Here is a 22,357-nt window from a genome sequence, read left to right on the forward strand (position 1 = left end):
CTCCTAAGCTCTTAATCTCGGATTTAATGCTTCATCTAAGCCAGTAGCAAAGAGATAACAGCCTAGCTGGAACAGAACTATACTTACCACCGGTGCCAAAAAATAAACCATTGAGCTGGATCCCAGCAATGCACCAGTTTGTGACAGGGAAATATTTATCATCATCCCCCAATGATTTCCTTTAAAAGGTACAAGGCCTAAATACATCAAACCTACGCTGGCTAATATTGCACCTTTCATAATGGATATAAAGTTAACCGCAATATAAGAAACTATATTAGGCAGAATGTCGTTAACTATTATTCTGAAATTTGATAATCCCATTATCCTGCTGGCTTCTATAAATTCTTTATGTTTTATAATAAGCACCTGAGATCTGATAGCTTTTGCCAGCCCAGCCCAGGACCACAGGGAAAGAACCAAACCAAAGGTCAGCTGATTATCTATTGCTATAGCCATGGATAATATCATGGTTACCGGGAAGCTTGGTATAGTTAGGACGATATTTGTAAACATCATCAATATTTCATCTATTTTACCGCCAAAGAGTCCTGATACTATTCCTATTACACAGGCAAAACTTATAGCAAAAACCGCTGTATATGCCGCTACCAGAAGAACGTCTCTGGAGCCTAAAAGAAGCTGCACCAATGTATCCTTGCCTGCAAAATCCGTTCCTAAAGGATGCGCTACGGAAGGAGCCTGAAGCCTGTTCATATAATCAGACTTAGGACTTTCTAAAAACATAGGAGCAAATATGGAAATCAACAAAAATGCTGCCAGTATAATGAATCCTATTCTGGATAATTTATTACCCCAAATACTCTTAAAAAATGCTTGTATACCTTGACTGTAGCTTACTTTGTATTTTTTTTGTTCAATAACTACTCTTTGATGCATTTCACTCATATTTATCTCTCCCTTAGTCTCGGATTTAATACCTTATATAAAAATTCTGCCAACAAACTAGAAAGTACAACCATAATTATGATTATGAAAAACATTCCCTGCATAAGTGGAAAATCTCTTCTTGATAATGCCATGGTTAAATAGTACCCTACACCGGGATATAGAAATAAATTTTCTATAAGGGGTGAACCTCCGAACATTAATCCAAAAGTGATTGCAAGGGTAGTTATCATAGGTAAAATAGCATTTCTTCCTAAATAGTGTACAAGTATTCTCCTGTTTGATAATCCTCTAACATTAGCATAAGAGATATAATCTTCTCCTAAGACATTTAATGAGTTAGCTCTCATTGCAATTGTCCATGTGGCTACTGTAGTCATAAAGTATGACATAACAGGAAGTATAGTGTGCTTAAGCACATTTAATATAAAAGCCATGTTAAACCCCGGCTTTACTCCTGAGCTATAGGCTCCCTTTGAAGGCAGCAGTCCTAGAGTAACCGCAAAAAGGAACACAAGAAGATATGCCACTATATAATCGGGAATGGATCCAAATATTGATTGATACACCGTTAAAGCAGCATTAATTGATTTTTTCTGTTTCCAGGCGACATATATCCCAAGCAGCACACCTACCACGAAAGAAAGAGTCAGGGACATAGTAAGTACCAGCAGGGTCCAGGGAAGAGCTCCCTTTATTATTTCTATTACAGGCTTTTTATAAGACATTGAAGTTCCCAAATTACCTGTTAGTATTCCCTTCATATACTGAACAAATCTCTCTGAAGAAGGCATATTGGGGTCATAATTCAAAGTAGCTATAGCCCTTTGATAAGCCTGATCATAAGGAAGATTTTCTGTTCTTACAATTTCCCCTGCCAAAATATCTACCGGATCTCCCGGCATAGCATCAATAACTACAAATACTACTACTACTGATATAAGTATTGTCAAAACAGTCATAAGCAGCTTTTTCATTTATTTCATCCTCTCCATAACTAATAAATATTTATAATTTTTACTGTAAATTCACAGGAAGCCTTCCCTCTGCCTTGATTTCTCCCTTTAATACCTTTATCAAGCTGTTTACTGAATTCTTAGTGTATTCATAAGACATAAGACATCCGTCTACCCAAGAAAGTTCTGTAAAATCATAGGGATTTCTCATGACTATGAGTATAATATTTCTTTCTTCCCCTCGTAGTTTTTTAGCTAAATTAAGCTGCTTTTTAAATATACTTCCATTAACGGTGCAGAGGATTACTGTGTCATAACCTCCGCATTTCTCTGATAAGCCGTCAATTACCTCATCACTGGGCTCCATGGGTATTTCATAATTACATATATCTAGTTGAGGTAACGATTCCCTTAAAATCTTTCCAAAGTTCAAATCCTCTCTTTTTCCTTCAACTCCGGTGATAACCTTTACTTTTGGAGATATAACAAGTATATTTTTCCCATTCAAAGGTATAACCTTATCATTTTTCATAAGAGTTATGGATTTTTCACTGGCTTCTTTTGCTAAAAGTAAATGTTCTTCTTTATCCATCTGGTTTTTTATATCTACATATTCTTTTTCTATGAAATTTTTATAATTAAGATTACTTTTCGCCTTTAATATTCTGTTAACCCTGTCATCAATGACCTCCATGGGGATTTCACCGGCATTTACCTTTTCATATATTCTCTTTATAGAGCCTGCCTGCTTTTCAAAAGTATGGGATATGCAAATCAAATCAGCTCCTGCCTTTACTGCCATAGGAGCAGCCTCCTCAGAAGTAAAATTGTCATCTATAGCTTTCATTTCCATACAATCTGTAATTATTAAACCATCAAATTTAAGTTCATCCCTCAAAAGACCTTTTAAAATATTACTGGAAAGAGTAGCTGGAATATTTTCTTTTTCATATGCCGGAAAAACTATATGAGCTGTCATTATAGCTTTTACCCCTGCTTCTACAGCTTTTTTAAAGGGATAAAGCTCTACGGAACTAAGCCTTTCTTTGCCATGATTTACAATAGGTAATCCAAGGTGAGAATCAACTTCTGTATCTCCATGACCTGGGAAATGTTTTGCAGTAGCGATTATACCTGCATCCTGCATTCCCTTAATGGTTTCACATCCTAAATCCGCCACTTTTTCTGGGATATCTCCAAAACTTCTCACTCCTATTACAGGATTCTTAGGATTATTATTTACATCTAAACTGGGAGCAAGATTAAAATTGATTCCTAAAGCATTTAAGCCTTCACCGGTATATCTGCCTATCTTATAGCTGTAATCAAGGTTGTCTGCAGCACCTTGAGCCATATTTCCCGGAAAATGAGTAACTCCGCTGTACATTCTTGCAACCATTCCATTTTCTTGATCTATACTTATAAATAGAGGCACTCCGTTGCTTTCTATGGCTATCTTTTGGAGCTTCTTAGTCAGTTCAAAAACCTGCTTTGGATTTTTACAATTTCTTTCAAACAAAATTATATTTCCCACGTGATATTTTGTTATAAGCTCTCTTATTTCTTCCGTTACCGTTGTCCCTTCAAAGCCTGCAACTATAAGCTGACCTATTTTTCTTTTTAAATCCACCCACATAACCCCCTTAATATTCTTATATTAAAACTAAATAGTAACTATATAATTATTTGTCACTTGTCAGGTGCCTGGCACCACAATTAAAATCAATAAATATGATACTTTTCCTTTATAGCTTTAAAGTGCTTTGTTTCTTCCAGCCACCTTCTGTAGCATTCCAAAGGTGTTAAAATTCCTTTCCTTATTAAGCTGCTGCCGGTATTATAGTCTATCATGGGGCGTCCACTTTTCGAATAAGCCTCTAAAAAGCAGAACTTTTCTTCATCAGAAGATTTAATCTTTTCAAGGAGGGTTACACCGGTTAAAACTGGCTTGAAGCTTTCTTTGTCATTTATTATTAGCTCTACCCCGCCACACATCACATCTTTGTGCTTTGAAAAGGTTGGGGTGAAGTATACAGGTCTAAACTTTACCCCAGGAAGATTTTCTAAGTTCATTTTTCGGGAAAGTTCATGAGCATCTATCCATGGTGCTCCTACTATTTCAAAAGGCTTTGTAGTGCCTCTTCCTTCTGAAATATTGGTTCCTTCAAAGATACATGTTCCATTGTATACCAATGCAGTATTTAAAGTAGGCATATTAGGTGATGGCATTATCCATGGAAGATCGGTGTCTTCAAAATACATTTCTCTTCTCCAGCCATCCATTGGGATAACTGTCAGATGGCAGTTTATACCAAACTCTTCATTGAAAAGCATTGCAAGCTCACCTATAGTTAATCCATATCTTTGAGGTATAGGATATAAACCTATAAAGGAGGTAAAACCTTCCTCTATTAATCCACCTTCTACCTCTATACCGTTAATAGGATTAGGCCTGTCTAACACTACGAATTCCTTTCCCTGCTCTTTACAGCCCATCATGCAGTAAGCCATTGTGTAGATATATGTATAAAATCTCGAGCCTGCATCCTGTATGTCTATTACCATCACATCTATGTCAGCCAGCATCTCTTTAGAAGGCCTTTTACTTTCTCCATAGAGACTGAATACCGGTACTCCTGAGCGTTTATCAACATAACTGCTTACCTTTTCACCTGCCTGAATGTCTCCTCTTACTCCGTGCTCCGGAGAATATAAAGCCTTTAAATTCAATTCGTCCTTAAAAACATCTATAGTGCTTTCATACCTTGAATTCATGCCTGTAGGATTAGTTATTAATCCAATCCTTTTATTTTTTAATACACTTTGTATTTCAGCTTTTCTATCAATTGCAAGAATAACTTTATCCATAAAACCACCTATATTCCTTTTAAGATTTTAATGGCCGCTCCAGAAGCAGCATCTTGTCCAGTTATTGATACACAAGCGTTTTTAAATATACTTTGAATCTTTTTAGTAAATCCTTCTCGTATATAGTCATTATTTACAAGCACACTTCCATCTATAATAACTTTGAAACTTTCTCCGCTGTCCATGAAGCCAAGCTTCTTTGCAGCAGGTAAAACCGTATAAACAAGTTCATCTATGGTTTCATCAGCAATTTTTATAGAAACAGCATCTTTTAATTTTAATCCGTCCTCAATAAGAACCGCTAAAGCTGCAATGTGCTCTTTATTGCTCTGTTCTCCGTATATTTTCATAATTACTTCTTCTTCACTGTTAATCTGTAATACTTTAAACAAGAGTTCCTTCAATGCTGTTTTTTCTCCTCTGCCGTCATAAGCCTTCATCACTGCTTTAACAATTTTTATTCCCAGGCTGTAGGCACTGCCTTCATCTCCTATGATATGACCCCAGCCGCTTACCCTGACCGCATCACCCTGCTTGTTTCTCCCATAGCAAATAGCTCCTGTTCCTGCAATTAGAAGAAGTGCCGCCTCTCCTCTAGATCCAGCTATTAAGGATATTTCTCCATCATGGGTAATCTGTAAATTCCCTTTATACCCTAAATTCCTTACTATCTCTTCAAGTTGAGATTTAACGCTGTCACGGGCTCCACCTGCTGCTCCTATACACATACCTATACAATCATCAAAGCTTAATCCGTTATCTATAATTCCTTCCTGTAAAACCATTTCTATAGACTGCTTTACAGTATCATAACCGCTGGAAAGTATATTACAGGGACCTCCTATACAAGAAAACTGCACCTTTTCCTCAGTATCCATTACTATAAGCTTGGTTTTAGTACCTCCACCGTCAATTCCCACAATATACTTCATTTTTATCCTCCGTCACTGCAATAGTTTCATTAAATTGTAGTTTTGTTATAATTTTGTATACTACCATGGTAAACATTTACACAAGCAAAGTCCATATTACAGAAAATTTATAATTAATTAACATTAATTTTAAAATTATATTGCCAATATAGTATTTTTTCGCTTTAATGTTTATCATATTTTTCTTATATAGCAAATTTTATCATTTTTAATTGATACACTAAGGTTCACTATCTGTATTATTTTAAATATAAAGATACACATTAATTTTAAAAAGCAAATCCTATTTAGATAAAAATCTAAATAGGATTTAAATTTAGTATCAGTTCATTATTAGATTATATCTGATTATTTTACAAAATATATCTTTTTATCTCTCACCATTTTTGCTATTGCATTATTTAAATGTGAGGACCAGTAGAAATCCTTCAAAGCCTCGCCTACTGGCGCTTCTGCCATGGAAAGCTTTGTATCATACACTCTTGTAACCCTATATTTTTCAATAAGAGATACATTAAATACATAATCATTGTAGAATTTCATAAATTCTTGTGTTACCTTTTTGGTCTCTTCTTCTCCCTGTGCATTGAAGAGCTCTGCTATTTTTTCTGTATAATTAAATTCCTCTTTTGTAACAGGGTTTGTAAAAATTTGTGGTTTTCCAGGCTCACTGGTTATTCCCATTCTTTTGCCATAGTACCCTAAGCCGTTATAAGATTCATAAGGATGATTATAAGTAGATACTCCTCCAAAGAAATCCGCTACCATGTGAGACTTCCCTGAATCAGCATATTCCCAAGCTGCCGCTTCCTCCATAGGCCTAAATATAGCATTAAGTCCAAATTCCTTAAGCATAGTAGTTATGGCTTCACCACTAATCATAAAGGCTGCCCAGCCGCCTACAACAACAATTTCTATTTCAGGCATCTGACCTTTATCGTCTACCCATTTCCCATCTTTATTCCTAGTCCATCCTATAGACTTTAAGTGTTTTTCTGCTTTTTCAAGATTATATCCGTGGTCATCTAGAGATTTATAAAAATTATCATCACTAAACTTGGAAACTATTGAAGGTAAAAGCCCTGAGTTTTTAGGATCTCCTACAAGGGATCCAGGTTCAGAAATAGGAGCTATTGTTTCTCTGTTTATAGCATTGCTGATAGCTTTTCTAACCTCAGGAATATTTGTAGGATACTTATTTACATTAAAGGAGTATCCTATAGATGCAAAGGCAGGTGAAAGGAACATTCTTATTTCATCTTTGAATTTCTTCACTACCTCTTCGTGCAATTCAGGACTTAAGCCAGCATTTTCAATATCAAACTGCTTGTCTAATACAGCTATGGAATACGTCTGTGTATTAGCCTCTCTTAAACCTCTAATTTCCTCAATTTCAGGCTTTATTCTGTAATTCTCATTAACGGCAAACAAAATTTCTGTAGTATTTACAGTTTTAGCATAATAAGGACCGGATACAGGAATTTCAGTGAGGTTAGGAAGATATTTCAACAGATCATTGTTAATTTCCGTAATCTTTTCCTTAGCCTTTGGCCATACATAATTTCCTGTTCTAGGATCTATTTCCCTATAATTTTCAATTACTTCCTTATATCTATCCGCCCATTTTCCATATATCTTTCTTGGAGAGGATATTGGAATAGCAAATACCATATTTAATACCAGCTCACTTTTAGTTTTCATTTTCAGTTTAATATTATTATCTTTTACGTCTACTTTCTCTATATAGTTCCACATAGGTGATCTTCCAAGATACATATAAAAGGTATTAACCACATCTTCAGCGGTAAGATCACTGCCATCGCTCCATTTTAACCCCGGCTTTAGTGTCATATCCAGTAAACCATCTTCATAAGTGTACTTTTCTAAAAGCGAAGGTTTAAAGGTTCTTTCCGGTAAAGGTGAGTAATCAGCTAAATAGTCATAAATTAAAGGTAAATAAGACCAGTTAGGACCTGACTTAGCATAAGGATTCCCTTGTACTGATGGTGGCGGTTCAAACTCAATTACTGTGCTTAATACATTCTTTTCTGTACTTTTTTCACCTTCTATAAAAGCATTATTATATTTATTACCTGTTGTAACGGTACCCATTTCTCCTTTATTATCTTTCCCGCCTTTATTATCAGCTTTAGATCCACAGCCGGATAAAGCTGCAACAGACATTAAAGAAACAAGAATTAAAGAAAAAACTCGTTTATTAACTCTTTTTATCACTATTCTTTCCCCCTCATAATAATCTTTCTCATAAATACCTTTTCCTTTTAATCCCCCTCCTTTAAACGCGGCATCCTCTGTGAACTTAACCATACAATTGTTCGGAAGCTTATATATAATTTATATTTACCCAGTAAACTTTAAACAAAAACCTTAGATATCGTTTACATAATGACTGTACTTTAATAATTAATAAAGCAAACTTCTTATTAATTATTATTTATTAATATATAATATCGAAAACTTTTTACTATGACCTCATTATATCATCAGTAAAATACCAAGAGGGAACAGAATTAAATATTTCTAAATTATCAATAAGTATACACTTATTTCATTAATATGATTTTGTAATGCATTTATTATACTTATTAATTATTAATTTGTTAATTTTATTAAATTATCAAAGTTTTTTAACTTCTTGTTAATACAGATTAATTTAAAATAAAAATTATTCTTTTTTATTTTTATTGAATAGTAGGTACTGTTGCATGCGCAATAAAAGGCCAACAAGATTAGCTAAGCTATCTCTGCTGACCTTTATTACTATTATTAACTTTCAAAAGTATATGATAGTCTGCTTTTTTATTTCAAAAACACATTTTCCATATGCCATCTCAGATTACTTTTGTTTGGAAGCTCAAAAAATTTATCCGGGAGAACCCTTAAAGTCTTACCGTTATACTTATAATATGCGTTTCCTCCAGAAAAATCTTCTTTAAGCCTGCAGCTTATATGTATTTCATAGTTATCGTCAATAGTTATATACCCCATATTAAACAATGTATATAAATCTTTTCTTAAAAATATTCCATTGTCTAGGTTATTTGTACCTCCTGAATTTAAAGGTTTTATATATCCCGCTTCTAAAGCCGGAAGTACCTTGTATCCTGTGATAGCACAACTCTTATGATATGACTCTGTTATTCTTATCTTAAACGCACCTTCTCCCTCTGGCGGGTTATTTTTATTTTTTACACTAAAGCCTGAGGGAATTTTACTTTTTTTAGTCCCTTTATCCTCCATCATATTAATCTTTTCTTCCAGCTGCATGAAAAGTTCTTTTCCCATACCTTTAAAAGTATTGTAGAGTTTTCCGTGACCTATATTTATATTCCAATCCTCCGGTATAGGTATCCAGTCACTTTCCTGTAGAAAAAAAGGTTTAGAAAGCACTATACACCCTAGATTTTTAAGCTTATTATCACTAACTGCAAGGCTGCTGTATACCGCTGCTTTCTGTTCAAGTTCCATTAAGCTTTTAACTCCATTTTTCTCTTTAAATATATCCCAAACAGTAAAGGAAGGAAGTATGTCGTATAACTCAAAAAAACCTCCTCCCACGATGTAATTATTTGGACTGTGGAGCTTAAATAAAAACATATCACCTTGATCCAAAGCTTTAAAATTAAAGTTCCCTGCTAATTTCCAAAAATTAATCTCATTAAAATCTGTGTCCTTTAGGTTTTCATACCATTCCTGCTCCGTTATTCCTATGTACATTTTCATTTATTCCACCCCCTGCTGCCGAAAAATATATTATATTCATTAATCATTAATATAGTTAAAATACATATCTATAACACGATTATACTACATTTTAAGGGTTATTTACTGAATATTTAAATAATTAAATTTAATAAAAGTTCTTTAAATATGAATTTATAGCCTTAATATAACTGCATTGCTTTTTAAAATAAAAAAAACCCGATTGATGAATTTTAGGGGGGTACCATAAAATCTCACTTAGTCGGGTTAATAACCCCTATGCAGAATTACATGAGGGTTAGTAGCAATTTATATTATAATCTCAAATAACTTAATTTTAATCTAATTAGATTAAAACATTTTATTAATTAGATATATATCTAATTACAATAATATAATAATCCCCTTTTACCCCCTTGTCAACATTCTTTTATTTATTCCCTTGCCTATTATATTTACATACTTTAAAAGCTTGATTTCGGTAACAGAGGTTACTGCACATATAGCCTTTTATGGGTATAATAAAGAAAATACTATCAAATTTTCAAAGGAGAATGGATATGGGATTTTATGAAGAATTAAGCAGAGTATATGACATAGTATTCCCCTTGAATCCTGCAGCTCAAAGCTTTATAGAGGCTTTTACTCCGAGGGGTTCCAAAGTTTTAGACTTAGCCTGTGGAAGTGGAAATTATGCCTTAGCTCTGTCAGAAAAGGGCTATGAGGTTTACGGATTAGATCTAGATAATGCAATGATTGACTCTTTAATGAAAAAAGCTCGGCATAAGAGGCTTGATATAAGGGTAAAAGCTGCGGATATGAGGGACGTCAGAAGGGTTTTTAATGATAAGTTTAATACTATTTACTGCATAGGAAATTCTATTGTCCATCTTACAGATGAAACCCATATAAAAGAGCTTCTTAAAGTTCTCCATGAAATGCTTTTAAAAGATGGCTTCCTACTCTTGCAAATAATCAACTACGATAGAATACTAAAATATAATATTAAATCACTTCCTACAATTAAGTACTCAGAAAAGGGATTATCCTTTACCAGAGAATATGCTTCCAGTGAGAATAAATCAATTATTTATTTTAACACTAAGTTATCCATAGTAGAGGATGAAATCACAAAAATTTATGAAAACAGCATTCCCCTTCTGCCTCTTCAAAGCGAGAGTTTAATAAATATGTTAGAGGATGCCGGATTTAAAGATATAAATCTTTATGGAGACTTTAAAGAAAATCCTTATATAAAGGACGAAAGTTATGCATTAGTAATAAAAGCTGCTAAATAAAGCAGCTTTTACTTTATATTAAACTCTTCTTTAAAGTTAACTATAAAGTTTTGTATGGATTCTTCATTCAGTTTATAATAAACTTTATTGTCAATCTTATCTACAGTCACCAGTCCGGTTCCATGAAGATAATTCATATGATGAGAAATAGTTGCAGTGGTCAGCCCCATTTTCTCAGCAAGCTCCTGACCATAAAGAGCCTTCTCTTTTAATAAAGTTAATATTTTAAATCTGCTTTCATCTCCTAAAGATTTCATTATACTGATTATATACTCTCTTTTGCTTTTACCTCTATATTTTCTTAAGGTATCCCTGTATCTCAGGCCAAGATTAATGTATAAATTATTGTCTTTAATCTCATAAAGAATACTTCCATATCTCATCATAATGGTACTTATATATATGTCCTGGAAATTTTTAAGTTCTTCAACAATTTTGATTTCTTTTATGAATTCTTCTCCCCTATTTTTAAGCTCATGCTTTATATAATCATTAAACTCTTCTTTTCTTTCCTTCATCTTTCTATGGAATTTCTCATGATAAGGTAAATACTGCTCCATTAGCCTACAGAAATCATCATAGTAAAGTACAGGATTATCAACCACCAAAAAAAGATTCCACTTAGCTTCCGCAGGAATTTCCAACTGCTTTATAATCTCAACGATATCATCTTTAGATGGATTTTTCTTATTTTCTGAGTTTTTCACATTATATTTGCTTTCAATATATCTTAGAATCTCATAATAAATTCCCTTTAGTATTTCTTTTTCAGTCTTTTGGGTAAAGTTGTATTTAATAGACTCTGTTTCCTTATTCTTCTTATCATATAAAGAATTTATGAACAAACGAAAGATAGTAAAACTCTCTCTGATGGTTTGATACTCTTTATAATAAAAATTCACCTTTTCCATATTCAGTGTACTTTTAACTTTAATGCTGTTTAAATATTTATGTACTTCCTCGTCCCGATCCTTTAAATCACTGGGTACAATTCCTTCTGTTTTTTCCATGTTTACTACCATATATAGGGCATCAAATATATCAATAATATCTCCTATTTCCTTTTTAAAGTAAATTTCCAATATTATTCTCTCCATTTCATTGAATTCAGCTTCCAAGATAATCCTTTACTATAACTCTATCACAGCACAGCTAAATCATAAATACTCTCCTATGGAGAAATATTAAAAAATGGATATTTATCAATCTACTTTTATACTTTAATAGGACGTTAATTTTTCACCAAACCTTTCCCAGGATATTTTATAATACCCTTTGGTTGTGAGTCCTTCTACCAATATAGTATAATAATCAGTATTATTTATAACTACCAGCTCACGTCCCTTTGAGCAATCAGGAAAAACCTTTACAATTTTACCTCTACTATCTAATAGACATAGAGATATCTTTCCTACTTCTGCTTTGCTGCAGAATTCAAAGGTAATAGTATCTCCTTCTTCAAATCTTAAAGTTCTATATTCTTTTCCTGTGTAAAAAGCGTAGGATGCTGAAATCTCATTATTTATAGAATGATTCTTCCAACCTATTTTAATATTCTTTCCTGCAACAATATTAAAGTGTATTATGAACAAACATATTGAAGCAAACATAGCTATTAATATAATAACTATCTTTCTGTTTTTAGCATTTTTAGACATAATTACTCCTCCTACACCAAAAACTCAAAATATTTACTAATTAAGCTTGTATATCCATTTTATTTTACCATAATTTAATATATAAATTAAATATAATTTAAAATGTTTTTAAATATTTATAAAAAACAGAGGCTAATTAAATCATCTTCTGGATACTTTTAATTCCAGTTTTTTTACTGTATAAGTATCCATAGATGATTTAAAGGCCTCTGTTTTTTGAAGTTTATACTATGTAATTCTTTTTATTTTGTGTATGTGACATCCTGTCTTCTCTTTCAGCACTTTTTCCAGGTCCGAATCTTTCATCCAAGCTTAAATATCCTGTAACTCTCGATATACCCTGGATCTCATCACTTCCGCAGTTTGAACATTTAGCTTCATTGCTGTGGAGGAAGTTTCCGCATCTTTTACAGTACCTTATATGGAAATTTATCCCTATATAACTTATATTTGTATGCTTGTATGCATAGTTTAAAATTCCCATTATATCCTCTTCTCCAGGCATATCATCAACTTCAACGTAGCTTATGTGCCCGGCATTGCAGAGCTTATGATAAGGAGCTTCTATATCTATTTTATCCTTTATAGATATAGGAAAGCCTACAGGTATATGGTAGGAATTAGTGTAATAATCTTTATCCGTTACTCCTTCAATCACCCCAAAAACCTTTTTATCCTGAGCTATAAATCTTCCGCTTAATCCTTCTGCCGGGGTAGCGTAAGTGCTCCAGTTAAGCCTTGTTTCTTCAGTAAGATTGTCTGTAAACTGACGGATATAGGATACTATCTTTACTCCCAGCTTTCTGGAATTATCATCTTCTCCATGATGCTTTCCGGTGAGCGCTTTAAGGGTTTCCGCAAGACCTATAAATCCTATACTCCATGTACCCTGCTTTAATATAGGTTCTATGGAATCTTCAGGGCTTAAATTCTCCGAACCCTTCATCAGCCCCTGACCGGCAACAAAAGGAAGGTCTTTAACCTTTAGATTTTTCAATACACCATATCTGTGCATTAAAGCTTCTTTAGCAAGGTTCAGTCTATTTTCTAAAAGTTTAAAAAACTTTTCTTCATTTCCTTTAGAAAGTATACCTAGTCTTGGAAGATTTATGGTTGCAGGAGCAATATTACCTCTTCCTTTAACCCCCGGTTCCCCGTTTACATTAGACATTACATAAGTCCTGCATCCCATGGTAGCAGGAAGATATCCTCTGTCATAGTAGCTCTTATTGAAATCTGCATCCAGATTCATAAAGGTTGGGTTCATCCTTTTTGCTGCTACACGGCAGGCAAGCTTGAAGAGATAGTGGTAAGGATCTCCTTCTTCTCTATTTACCCCTTCCTTAACTCTGAAGATAATATTAGGGAATATAGGCTGCTCACCCATACCTAACCCCTTTTCATACTCCTCTAGGAATATTTCGCATATTAAAGCTGAATCCTGAGAATTTGGTATTCCTAAATTGATGGAACTGAAAGGTACTTGAGAGCCTGCTCTTGAATGCATAGTATTTAAGTTGTATACTATCCCCTGCATAGCCTGTTTAATTGATTTTCTAAGCCTTTTCTCCACCAGTTCTCTAATCTGATTTTCCTCTAATCCCATGTCTAAAAATTCATTTTTTATTTCCTGTCTTGTGGGTTCAACAAAAGCTCCCATATCATTATCAAAGTCCGGATGGGATTGGCCTCCGAACATATCATTCTGAGTTGATTGAAGCAGTATACAGGACAATTCAGCTGCTGACTCTATCCTTTTAGGCTTGTTTATAGTTCCATAGCCGGTGTTAAAACCTCCCTGAAGAATTTCTCCTGTAGGTATATGTAAACAATTTGTAGTCAAATTATAACTGTCTAAATCGTGATAATAAACATCTCCAACCTCATGAGCTCTTGATAAGTGTTTAGGCATAGCAGCAAGGTTATGCCACTTATTAGACTCGCTGGCAATCCTAAGAAGCTTTGAACTAAAGTTATTTCCCACATTTGCGTTATCTCTGTCCGTTTCTACACCAATAAGCTCTATAGCCTTCATCAGGTCAGACTTTATCTCCCTTACTCTTGTTCTTTCCTTCCTGTAGCTGTCATAAGCATGAGCCACATCCTTATAATCATTTTCTCTAAGTGCTTCTTCTACATAGTTTTGAATCTCTTCTACTGTAATATTTTCTTTATCGTCTTTTTCAATCTGTCTAATAACTTTTTGGGTTATATCTACCGCTTCACTTTCCTTAAAGCTATTTCCTATTTCCTCCCCTGCTTTTTTAATGGCATCAGTGATTTTAGTAGAATTAAACTTTACCTTTCTCCCATCCCTTTTTACAACATGTAGCACTTCGTCAACCTCCCTATCACTATATATTGTGTCCGGTTAATTATAACTCACAATCTTTTCTTGTACAATTTTATATTTCTTATAAAAACGATACTAGTTTATTTTACGTATAACTATCTTCATTTTTTAGTGTTTTTTATATCCTTGTTAATTTTTTACTTAGAACTCACTAAAATTCAAAAGTAATTACAAAGGATTATCCTGCATATAACTTAGGTATAAAATAATTTAAATAAGGAGGAGACCATGAAGAAATTTTCAACGATTATAATGCTGCTTACAGCAATTTTATTCTGCAGCTGCAGCATATTCAATTCAAAAAAAGAGGATATAAACTCCAGGGAAAAAGAAACTTCTGAAATGGAAGGAGAAAAAGATAAAACCAGCTTTTCCCATGAAGTGCAAAGCAAAAATGTAATATCTCCCTATACAGGGAAAGAAGTCAACCTAACTGCTGATAATCTTATACCATATATGGCTGTAATTGAAAATTCTAAAGCCTCAAGACCTCAATCCGGGCTTTCAGAGGCTTCTATAGTTTTTGAAACCATGGCTGAAGGTGGAATTCCAAGGTTTGTAGCTCTATATTACGATAACAGTGCTGAAGTTATAGGACCTATAAGGAGTGCTAGACCTTATTTTGTTGATATAGCAAAGGAATACTCACTGCCTATCGCTCATTGCGGAGGAAGCGAAGAGGCTCTTGAAATGATATCCAAACAAGATGTAAAGACCTTGAATGAATTTGCCTTTGGAAACTCCTATTGGAGGGATAATACAAGAAAGGCTCCTCATAATTTATACACCTCCTCATCAAAGCTCAAAAGCTTAATTACAGAAAAAAAATATATTAAAGAACCTCACTGCTCATTGAAATTCAGCGATGATAATTTGGATAATTCCTCTCTCCCTTCTGCTAAAGAAGTTATAATTAAACCTAATAAAAACTACTCCACCTCTTATATATATAAGGAGGGTAAGTATTTTAAATCTATGGATGACACTGCTTCTGCCGATAGAGACAGTGGAAAGATCATAAGCGCTGACAACATAGTAATACAAAAAACCGATATATCCCTGCAGAAGGATGGAGTACATTTAAATATTAATCTTATAGGTGAAGGAGAAGGCTTCTTAATTACAAAGGGAAGATATAAAAAAATAAAGTGGAAAAAAACCAAAGAAACTTCAGAAACTCTATTAGAAGATAATAACGGAAATCCTCTTGTGCTCTCTAAAGGCAATACCTGGTGGCATATAATAGACAATAAGCATATGGTTGTGATTAACGGAGATTGAAGATTTAAGCACATTTGATGTATAATCGTATATGGCTTATTACTAAATCAGGAGGGGAAAACCATGAAGGAAAATAATACAAAAAAAATTGTTCTCAGTGCTTTTTTCTTAACTATCGCATTAATTGCTCAATCCCTGGGAAGAATATTCCCAAATATCAGCCAGATTTTTGTGGGTTCCGTAGTTAACGGTGTACTTATTCTTGCCGCTTATATCTGCGGTTTATATTATGCAATTATCGTATCTGCTCTTACTCCTCTTTTAGCATTTTTAACAGGACAGTTAAACCCGCTTTTAGGGCCTTTTCTGCCTTTTATAGCTATAGGAAACATTATTCTTACAGCTTTTTTCCACTATTTTAGCCGTAAGGGACAGTGGGGAATGTATATGGGAATTTTAGGCGGTTCTCTTTTAAAATTTTCATTTTTATTTTTTTCTGCTGCCAAGCTAGTCTTTTTCCTTGCCCTGCCTATACCTGCCAAGGCTGCACAAAATTTAACCGTAGCTATGGGGTCTATCCAACTGGTTACAGCGATAATAGGCGGCTCATTAGCCTTATTTATAATCAAAGCACTGAAAATCAGAAAAATTATTTAAAATAAGCATTAAAAATAGGATTTGCCTTTACAAACCCTATTTTTAATGCTTACCTTTTTTATTTTTATAATAATACATTTTTTTATCTGCCGATTTAAAAAGACTTTCTGCAGTACTCCGTGTTTCAGGGGTTATTGATATAATTCCGTAGCTGAATTCAATACCAGGGACCTCTTCCTCCCTTGAGGCAAGCTTATCCTTGAGAATCTCAAGCTTTTCTTCCGCTTTCTCTACAGGTAAATCAGAAAATATTATAACAAACTCATCACCGGACATCCTTGCACATATATCTGAAGATGCTGAAATTTCCTTTAAAGCTTCAGCAAACCTCAATAAAGCCTTGTCTCCTGTTTCATGTCCGTATGTGTCATTGATGCTTTTGAATTTATCTAAATCTATAAGTACCAGCTGAGAGTAAATTTTTTCCTTATTAGCTTTTGCTATTTCTCTATTCAAAAAATCCTTAAGTATCCTTCTATTGTATAAATCGGTAAGTTCATCATGAGAAGCTCTATATCTATATTGTTCCTGTGCTAAAAAATTTTTAAGAGACAGCTCTAATTCATTTTTAATATGCTTCATCATCTTAATATCGTCCTGATTAAAGGTTACCGAGGAATCCATAGAGTCTATATTTATTATTCCTATAAGTTCTCCCTCTATCTTTATTGGTGAACTTAAAACCGAATGTATATTATCAAGTTCTCCTGAGCTTTTAAATTCATCGTATTTTTCCTTATGAAGAAAGCCTCTATTAAAGTTAGACGGATTAGTTATGATTGCAGTATCGTCAAACTTATTGCACTTATATAAATATATTTCCTCCAGCTTCAGCACAATATTCCTAAGGTCATCAGGATAACCTCTAAAGGCTTTGAATCTGAATAGTCCGTCATCATCCCGCATTAAAATACTGCCTTTATTAACCTTTTCTATAATGCTCAACGCTGAGTCCAAAATAAGTTCAAAAGCTTCTTCCTTGCTGTCTACAGCACTCATATTTTCACCTAAATTATATATTTCTTTTTTTAATCTTTCCATTTCATCAAGTTCTTTTTTTAGGGATATTGTTCGAAAAGCAAGATAGGAACACAGGATCGTAAGAGCAATTATAAATAGAAAAGAAAAGTCATTCAAGTGCATCGCCTCCAACTTATATTATAATGTATATTAACATTTAATAAAATAGTATCAATAGTGATATGTATCACTATTGATAGAATTATCACTTGTGCTATAATTAAATTATATTTATTAAGGAGGTATAAAATATGGAGAAAATTGCATTAATTACAGACAGCGGATGTGATCTAGATAAAGAAACCTTGGAAAGATACAACATCTACCTTCTCCCCTTCAGGATAATATATAAAGATAAAGAATATCTGGATAGAGTTACTGTTGAACCTCAGGAGGTATACGACAGATTAGAAGAAGAAATTCCCTCTACCTCTCTGCCTAGTATGCAGATAATAGAAGATGTTTTAACGGAAATAGAAAACAAAGGATATACCCACGTTATAGCCTTAATGATTTCCTCTGGATTATCAGGGACCTACAACAGTATGCGCTTAATGTGTGAAAATCATCCTAAGCTTATAAGTGCTGTTTATGATACCAAAACCCTTAGCATGGGGCAGGGCGCCATGGCACTAGCCTGCGCTGATATGATAAAAGAAGGCAAAAGCTTTGACGATATCTTAGAAGCATTGCCTAGGTTAAGAAAGAAAATCCATGCTTATTTTACTATCGAAACCTTGGAGTATCTGAAAAAAGGCGGAAGAATCGGTAAAGTTACAGGAACCATAGGGGACCTGCTTAATATTAAACCTATTATTCACGTTAATGATGATGGTATATATCATAATTATTCCAAAACCAGAGGAAAAAAACAAGCATTATCAAAGCTAACAGAAATTTTAAAGGAATATTTACACAAAGTTAAATGTTCAGTTTGGCTTCTCCACGGAGGTGCTCCTGAGGAAGCAAGGAGATTTTTTGAAACACTGAAAAGGTTGGATAACATCACCCTCATGGGTATGGCTCAGATCGGTCCTGCCTTAGGAGTTCACACCGGACCTGGGTTGATAGGTCTTATTATAAAAGAGGAAGAATAGACCATGAATCAACGCTTTTTAAATGATAAAAATATAAAAGCTGAAGAAAAGAGACTTTATGAAGAATATAAGCAAAAACTTGAAGCCCTAAAAAAAGTTAAAAAAGAAAAAGAAGCAGTGGGTCAGGTTTTTACTAAAGGTCTCCTTCCAATATATGTGCTTTATATTTTAAGTTTAGGCCCTACTAATGGTAATGATATATCCCATAAAATCGGAGAAAGAACGGAAGGCATGTGGGTACCCAGCACAGGGGGAATATACCCTCTTCTTAAAAAGTTTGAGAAATTTAACTGGGTTACGGGCCAATGGGATGATCCTGAGAAAAAGTTTCAAAAGATATATTCTTTAACCAGCGAAGGAAAACAGGAGTTTGAAAACAGAAAAGCTCTTCTTCAGACTAAAATAGAAGAAGCTCTAGAGGTTTTTAAGATAATATATAAGGATCTTTATTGATATATAATGAATATTTGTGCAATTTTTGGCTAACAATAGTTGTAATTATTTCACTTAATACGGAGGTGGATTTTTACAATGAAGGGCAAGGTCACAGAAATGAATAAAACAGATGCTTTTATAACCTTTGGAGACGGTACAACTATGAATATATCTGTAAGCAGCCTTCCTCAGAATACAAGGATAGGAGACGATGTAAACATACCGTTTTCTACTCCTCCAGGAATTACAAACTCTGCTGCCAGAGACAGAATGGTAAATAATAAAATAGTAGATTTTTTCTAGCATAATGTTTTCAACTGATAGTATTCTCTTTAGTCTACATTAAATACTTTTTTTATAGAAAATCCCTATATTGATTTTAAATGATATAAATGCTAAAATGTATGTATAAAATAATAAGGTGTGCTAGGGGTGCCAGCGGCTGAGAGATGAGAAATCATTAACCCTTTTACCTGATCTGGATAGTACCAGCGTAGGGAAGCGTTATTTACTTGAATTAATAGCCATATCCCTTACTTAAGGATATGGCTTTTTTATTTTTCTGAAAACCAGCGCACCACAAGGAGGTTTATTAATATATGTTTCAAAGCTTTTCGGAAGCATTTCTAAAACTGCAGGAAATGTTTCAAGATATTCCAGGTAAACTATCAAGTATAATGGAGAGTCCAAGCACTATCATAACTTTGCTTGCTATCATAGTACTTATAGCTGTTTTGTTAAAAACCAAGAAGGTGAAATTTACCCCAAGACTTATGGCATTTATGGCCCTTACAGTAGCACTATCTACTGTTTTAGGAACTATAAGCGTATATAAAATGCCTCAGGGAGGAAGCGTCACCCTTGCAAGTATGGTGCCTATCCTCATGATTTCATTGATATACGGTCCTGAAGTTGGATTCTTAACAGGTTTCGTTTATGGATTGATTAACTTAATAACTGGTCCTTTCATCATGCACCCTATTCAGGTTCTTTTAGATTATCCTCTTCCCTTTATGCTTTTGGGAGTAGCAGGATATTTTAAAAATTCCTATGTAGGCTGTACCGTAGGAATCTTTGCAAGATTTATAAGCCATCTGTTATCCGGAGTGGTATTCTTTGCTGATTATGCAGGAGGACAGAATCCATTAATCTATTCCATTATCTACAACGGAAGCTATCTTCTTCCTGAACTTATTATAACCCTAGCAGTATTTGCACTACTTCCAATAAAAAGGTTAAAGCACATAGCAGTTTCTCCAAACTAACAGTCTATTCAAAAACCTAATAACAGTAATAAAAAACCCTGGGAAGCCTAATTATTAACAGCTTATCCAGGGTTCTTATATTAATTAAAAATAATAATTTACCATCCCAATTATCTATTATCCTCTATACTCTTACTTCTCACTTCCGGTCTCTCAAGAAATAGCCTTTTCTTTTAACTCACTCTTATATTTTTCTGCACTCTTTTCCACAGGCTTGCCTACTATTAATATAAATAATATCATCATTATTATTGAACCAGGAAGCACCAAATACACAGGAACTCCAAGACCTACCGGTATATAACCAAAGAAAATTGTGATTGCTGCCACGGATAAAGAATAATAAATCTGTGTCTTGGTATGGTCTAAATGGTCACAGGCAGCTCCCATGGAGGACAATATTGTGGTATCAGATATTGGTGAGCAATGATCTCCAAATATTGCCCCTGTCAGTACCGCTCCTGCAGCCATTATTATATAGTTCATATCCGGTGATATGGCATGAGCAAGAGGTATTGTTAAGGGCATAAGTATTCCCATAGTGCCATAGGAGGTTCCTGTGGCAAAAGAAATAATAGATGCTAAAACAAATATTAATGTAGGTAGCAAAAATGGAGGAAGTACAAACTTTAAAATAGATACTAAGTAGCTTGCTGTACCAAGATCCTTTATAACTCCGCTTAAAGACCATGCAAGTATAAGTATAACTCCCGTTATCACTAAGGATTTCATCCCAGATATCCATGTATCTATAGCTTCGCTTAAGGTAAGTATTTTTTTGCTTACTGCCATTATTATAGCAACTATACTTGCAAGAAGAGCAGCCTGAAATAGTACTACTGAAGCATCCGAATTGCTAAAGGCCTGCTGAATTCCTCTCAAAGAATAAGGTGAAGCGGCGAAAGCTGCTTTTAAAATCTGGTCTTCTCCCGCCATTATAGCCTTGTATCCATTATAATAAAAGCCGGCAAAGGCACCTAAAATAAGCACGCCTATGGGAATTATTGCATTCCATACAGAAAGTTTAATACCCTCCTTTGCTTCAACATTTGTAGCCTCTTCGGATACCATAGGCTTAGCGCCATCTCTTAAAAGTTTTCCTGTAACCCTTGCCCTTACTTCAGCTTTATGCATAGGTCCGAATTCTCTAAGTAGTATAGCAGTTACAGGTATAAAAATAAGGATGAGTATGTTATAAAATCTGTAGGGAATAGTTTGAATAAATAGTCCAAAAGCATCAACTTCTTGTCCAAGGCTTGATGAAAAGGCATCCTTTATAAGACTGAGCTCATATCCTATCCATGTTGAAATTATAGCTATCCCTGCAACAGGTGCTGCGGTAGCATCTATTATAAAGGAAAGCTTTTCTCTTGAAATCTTCATCTTATCAGTAACCGGTCGCATTATGGGTCCAACTATAAGAGAGTTAGCATAGTCATCAAAAAATACCAAAAGCCCTAAAATCCAGGTAACAATTTGAGCGCTTACCGGTGTTTTAGCTTTTTTTGCAAGAGATTCAGCAATTGCTTTTGCTCCTCCCATCTTTGTAACCAGAGCTATTATCCCTCCAATGCTCATGCACTGAAGTATTATACCGGCATTCCACGGATCGGACAAAGCACTTAGAACCCTTTGAGTAAAATCCAAAAAGGATTGAAAAATAGCCATAAATAAATTCTGCCCTTGAATTTGGATAAGGAAGGAACCGCTGAGAACTCCTATAAATAAAGATATGACAACATTTTTTGTTATAAAGGCAAGAATAATAGCTACCAGTGGAGGAATCAAGGTAAGAATACCTAATCTGCCTGCATTAACCTCGGCAGTATCCGCAGCTGCAGCAGCATAAGCTGCTACCTGAAATAAAAACAGCATTAATACAACTAGTGATGGAATAAGTAATTTGTGTCTTTTCATTTTTTCTCCCCCTTGTCTTTGTGAATATCCAAGAGGCGTCAAGGTGAA

Annotated in this window: 19 protein-coding genes and 1 riboswitch; of the genes, 7 read left to right on the top strand and 12 right to left on the bottom strand. The window is 34.2% G+C overall.

The window, feature by feature from the left end; all coding sequences use genetic code 11:
• Window positions 1-3: 3 nt before the first annotated feature.
• The 7 genes from TA89_RS13245 to TA89_RS13275 all read right to left on the bottom strand — a co-directional run bounded on the left by TA89_RS13245 (window position 4) and on the right by TA89_RS13275 (window position 9,409).
• Window positions 4-909 (bottom strand): ABC transporter permease, encoded by a 906-nt coding sequence (locus tag TA89_RS13245; protein WP_082023947.1) that lies wholly within the window; start codon window positions 907-909, stop codon window positions 4-6.
• Between the two features lie 2 nt (window positions 910-911).
• A complete protein-coding gene (locus TA89_RS13250) occupies window positions 912-1,886 on the bottom strand; it encodes an ABC transporter permease (protein ID WP_040214027.1) in 975 nt (324 codons plus the stop codon).
• A gap of 40 nt (window positions 1,887-1,926) precedes the next feature.
• Window positions 1,927-3,495 (bottom strand): glycoside hydrolase family 3 protein, encoded by a 1,569-nt coding sequence (locus TA89_RS13255; protein WP_052447504.1) that lies wholly within the window; start codon window positions 3,493-3,495, stop codon window positions 1,927-1,929.
• A gap of 92 nt (window positions 3,496-3,587) precedes the next feature.
• Window positions 3,588-4,733 carry an exo-beta-N-acetylmuramidase NamZ family protein gene (locus TA89_RS13260; RefSeq protein WP_040214031.1) on the bottom strand — a complete coding sequence of 382 codons (1,146 nt, stop codon included), beginning with the start codon at window positions 4,731-4,733 and terminating at the stop codon, window positions 3,588-3,590.
• An 8-nt stretch (window positions 4,734-4,741) separates the two neighbouring features.
• Window positions 4,742-5,665, bottom strand: coding sequence for a BadF/BadG/BcrA/BcrD ATPase family protein (locus TA89_RS13265; RefSeq protein ID WP_040214033.1), 924 nt, complete (start codon window positions 5,663-5,665; stop codon window positions 4,742-4,744).
• A gap of 348 nt (window positions 5,666-6,013) precedes the next feature.
• Window positions 6,014-7,900 (bottom strand): ABC transporter substrate-binding protein, encoded by a 1,887-nt coding sequence (locus TA89_RS13270; RefSeq protein WP_187119309.1) that lies wholly within the window; start codon window positions 7,898-7,900, stop codon window positions 6,014-6,016.
• Between the two features lie 585 nt (window positions 7,901-8,485).
• On the bottom strand, window positions 8,486-9,409 hold the full coding sequence (locus TA89_RS13275; protein ID WP_040214035.1) for an HNH endonuclease: 924 nt from the start codon (window positions 9,407-9,409) through the stop codon (window positions 8,486-8,488).
• 491 nt (window positions 9,410-9,900) lie between these two features.
• On the opposite strand from TA89_RS13275, the gene TA89_RS13280 reads away from it, so the two are divergent.
• Window positions 9,901-10,686, top strand: a complete 786-nt coding sequence (locus tag TA89_RS13280; RefSeq protein WP_082023948.1) for a class I SAM-dependent methyltransferase — start codon at window positions 9,901-9,903, stop codon at window positions 10,684-10,686.
• Window positions 10,687-10,694: 8 nt separating this feature from the next.
• Here TA89_RS13280 and TA89_RS13285 read toward each other — a convergent pair whose 3' ends face one another.
• The 3 genes from TA89_RS13285 to nrdD all read right to left on the bottom strand — a co-directional run bounded on the left by TA89_RS13285 (window position 10,695) and on the right by nrdD (window position 14,679).
• Window positions 10,695-11,768 (bottom strand): ArsR/SmtB family transcription factor, encoded by a 1,074-nt coding sequence (locus tag TA89_RS13285; protein ID WP_040214037.1) that lies wholly within the window; start codon window positions 11,766-11,768, stop codon window positions 10,695-10,697.
• A 138-nt stretch (window positions 11,769-11,906) separates the two neighbouring features.
• A complete protein-coding gene (locus tag TA89_RS13290; protein ID WP_040214039.1) occupies window positions 11,907-12,344 on the bottom strand; it encodes a hypothetical protein in 438 nt (145 codons plus the stop codon).
• A 223-nt stretch (window positions 12,345-12,567) separates the two neighbouring features.
• On the bottom strand, window positions 12,568-14,679 hold the full coding sequence (gene nrdD, locus TA89_RS13295; RefSeq protein ID WP_040214042.1) for an anaerobic ribonucleoside-triphosphate reductase: 2,112 nt from the start codon (window positions 14,677-14,679) through the stop codon (window positions 12,568-12,570).
• Window positions 14,680-14,925: 246 nt separating this feature from the next.
• Between nrdD and TA89_RS13300 the strand changes: the two genes are divergently transcribed.
• Window positions 14,926-15,978 carry a DUF3048 domain-containing protein gene (locus tag TA89_RS13300; protein WP_040214043.1) on the top strand — a complete coding sequence of 351 codons (1,053 nt, stop codon included), beginning with the start codon at window positions 14,926-14,928 and terminating at the stop codon, window positions 15,976-15,978.
• A 63-nt stretch (window positions 15,979-16,041) separates the two neighbouring features.
• Entirely contained in the window at window positions 16,042-16,575 is a 534-nt protein-coding gene (locus tag TA89_RS13305) for an ECF transporter S component (RefSeq protein WP_040214044.1), read from the top strand.
• A 42-nt stretch (window positions 16,576-16,617) separates the two neighbouring features.
• On the opposite strand, the gene TA89_RS13310 is transcribed toward TA89_RS13305, so the two are convergent.
• Window positions 16,618-17,712, bottom strand: coding sequence for a sensor domain-containing diguanylate cyclase (locus TA89_RS13310; RefSeq protein WP_040214045.1), 1,095 nt, complete (start codon window positions 17,710-17,712; stop codon window positions 16,618-16,620).
• Window positions 17,713-17,846: 134 nt separating this feature from the next.
• Here TA89_RS13310 and TA89_RS13315 point away from each other — a divergent pair, with 134 nt between their 5' ends.
• From TA89_RS13315 to thiT, 4 genes are all read left to right on the top strand, one after another.
• On the top strand, window positions 17,847-18,692 hold the full coding sequence (locus tag TA89_RS13315) for a DegV family protein (RefSeq protein WP_040214046.1): 846 nt from the start codon (window positions 17,847-17,849) through the stop codon (window positions 18,690-18,692).
• A 3-nt stretch (window positions 18,693-18,695) separates the two neighbouring features.
• Complete coding sequence (locus TA89_RS13320; RefSeq protein ID WP_040214047.1) at window positions 18,696-19,145, top strand: PadR family transcriptional regulator; 450 nt, start codon at window positions 18,696-18,698, stop codon at window positions 19,143-19,145.
• Between the two features lie 78 nt (window positions 19,146-19,223).
• On the top strand, window positions 19,224-19,430 hold the full coding sequence (locus tag TA89_RS13325) for a hypothetical protein (RefSeq protein WP_040214049.1): 207 nt from the start codon (window positions 19,224-19,226) through the stop codon (window positions 19,428-19,430).
• 115 nt (window positions 19,431-19,545) lie between these two features.
• Window positions 19,546-19,644: riboswitch (TPP riboswitch) on the top strand.
• A gap of 82 nt (window positions 19,645-19,726) precedes the next feature.
• Complete coding sequence (thiT, locus tag TA89_RS13330; RefSeq protein ID WP_040214051.1) at window positions 19,727-20,392, top strand: energy-coupled thiamine transporter ThiT; 666 nt, start codon at window positions 19,727-19,729, stop codon at window positions 20,390-20,392.
• A 153-nt stretch (window positions 20,393-20,545) separates the two neighbouring features.
• Here the strand turns inward: thiT and TA89_RS13335 are convergent, their stop codons facing one another.
• Window positions 20,546-22,309, bottom strand: coding sequence for a Na+/H+ antiporter NhaC family protein (locus TA89_RS13335; protein WP_040214052.1), 1,764 nt, complete (start codon window positions 22,307-22,309; stop codon window positions 20,546-20,548).
• Window positions 22,310-22,357 lie beyond the last annotated feature (48 nt).

The sequence above is a fragment of the Clostridium polynesiense genome (genome assembly GCF_000820705.1).
Classification (GTDB): Bacteria; Bacillota; Clostridia; order Clostridiales; family Clostridiaceae; genus Clostridium_AA; species Clostridium_AA polynesiense.

Excerpts from the sequence above, each read along its gene's own strand:
- TA89_RS13275 (WP_040214035.1), bottom strand. The coding sequence starts at position 9,409 with ATGAAAATGTACATAGGAATAACGGAGCAGGAATGGTATGAAAACCTA.
- TA89_RS13320 (WP_040214047.1), top strand. The coding sequence starts at position 18,696 with ATGAATCAACGCTTTTTAAATGATAAAAATATAAAAGCTGAAGAAAAG.
- TA89_RS13245 (WP_082023947.1), bottom strand. The coding sequence starts at position 909 with ATGAGTGAAATGCATCAAAGAGTAGTTATTGAACAAAAAAAATACAAA.
- TA89_RS13280 (WP_082023948.1), top strand. The coding sequence starts at position 9,901 with ATGGGTATAATAAAGAAAATACTATCAAATTTTCAAAGGAGAATGGAT.
- thiT (WP_040214051.1), top strand. The coding sequence starts at position 19,727 with ATGTTTCAAAGCTTTTCGGAAGCATTTCTAAAACTGCAGGAAATGTTT.
- TA89_RS13305 (WP_040214044.1), top strand. The coding sequence starts at position 16,042 with ATGAAGGAAAATAATACAAAAAAAATTGTTCTCAGTGCTTTTTTCTTA.
- TA89_RS13260 (WP_040214031.1), bottom strand. The coding sequence starts at position 4,733 with ATGGATAAAGTTATTCTTGCAATTGATAGAAAAGCTGAAATACAAAGT.
- TA89_RS13335 (WP_040214052.1), bottom strand. The coding sequence starts at position 22,309 with ATGAAAAGACACAAATTACTTATTCCATCACTAGTTGTATTAATGCTG.
- TA89_RS13325 (WP_040214049.1), top strand. The coding sequence starts at position 19,224 with ATGAAGGGCAAGGTCACAGAAATGAATAAAACAGATGCTTTTATAACC.
- TA89_RS13300 (WP_040214043.1), top strand. The coding sequence starts at position 14,926 with ATGAAGAAATTTTCAACGATTATAATGCTGCTTACAGCAATTTTATTC.
- TA89_RS13315 (WP_040214046.1), top strand. The coding sequence starts at position 17,847 with ATGGAGAAAATTGCATTAATTACAGACAGCGGATGTGATCTAGATAAA.
- TA89_RS13250 (WP_040214027.1), bottom strand. The coding sequence starts at position 1,886 with ATGAAAAAGCTGCTTATGACTGTTTTGACAATACTTATATCAGTAGTA.
- TA89_RS13265 (WP_040214033.1), bottom strand. The coding sequence starts at position 5,665 with ATGAAGTATATTGTGGGAATTGACGGTGGAGGTACTAAAACCAAGCTT.
- TA89_RS13290 (WP_040214039.1), bottom strand. The coding sequence starts at position 12,344 with ATGTCTAAAAATGCTAAAAACAGAAAGATAGTTATTATATTAATAGCT.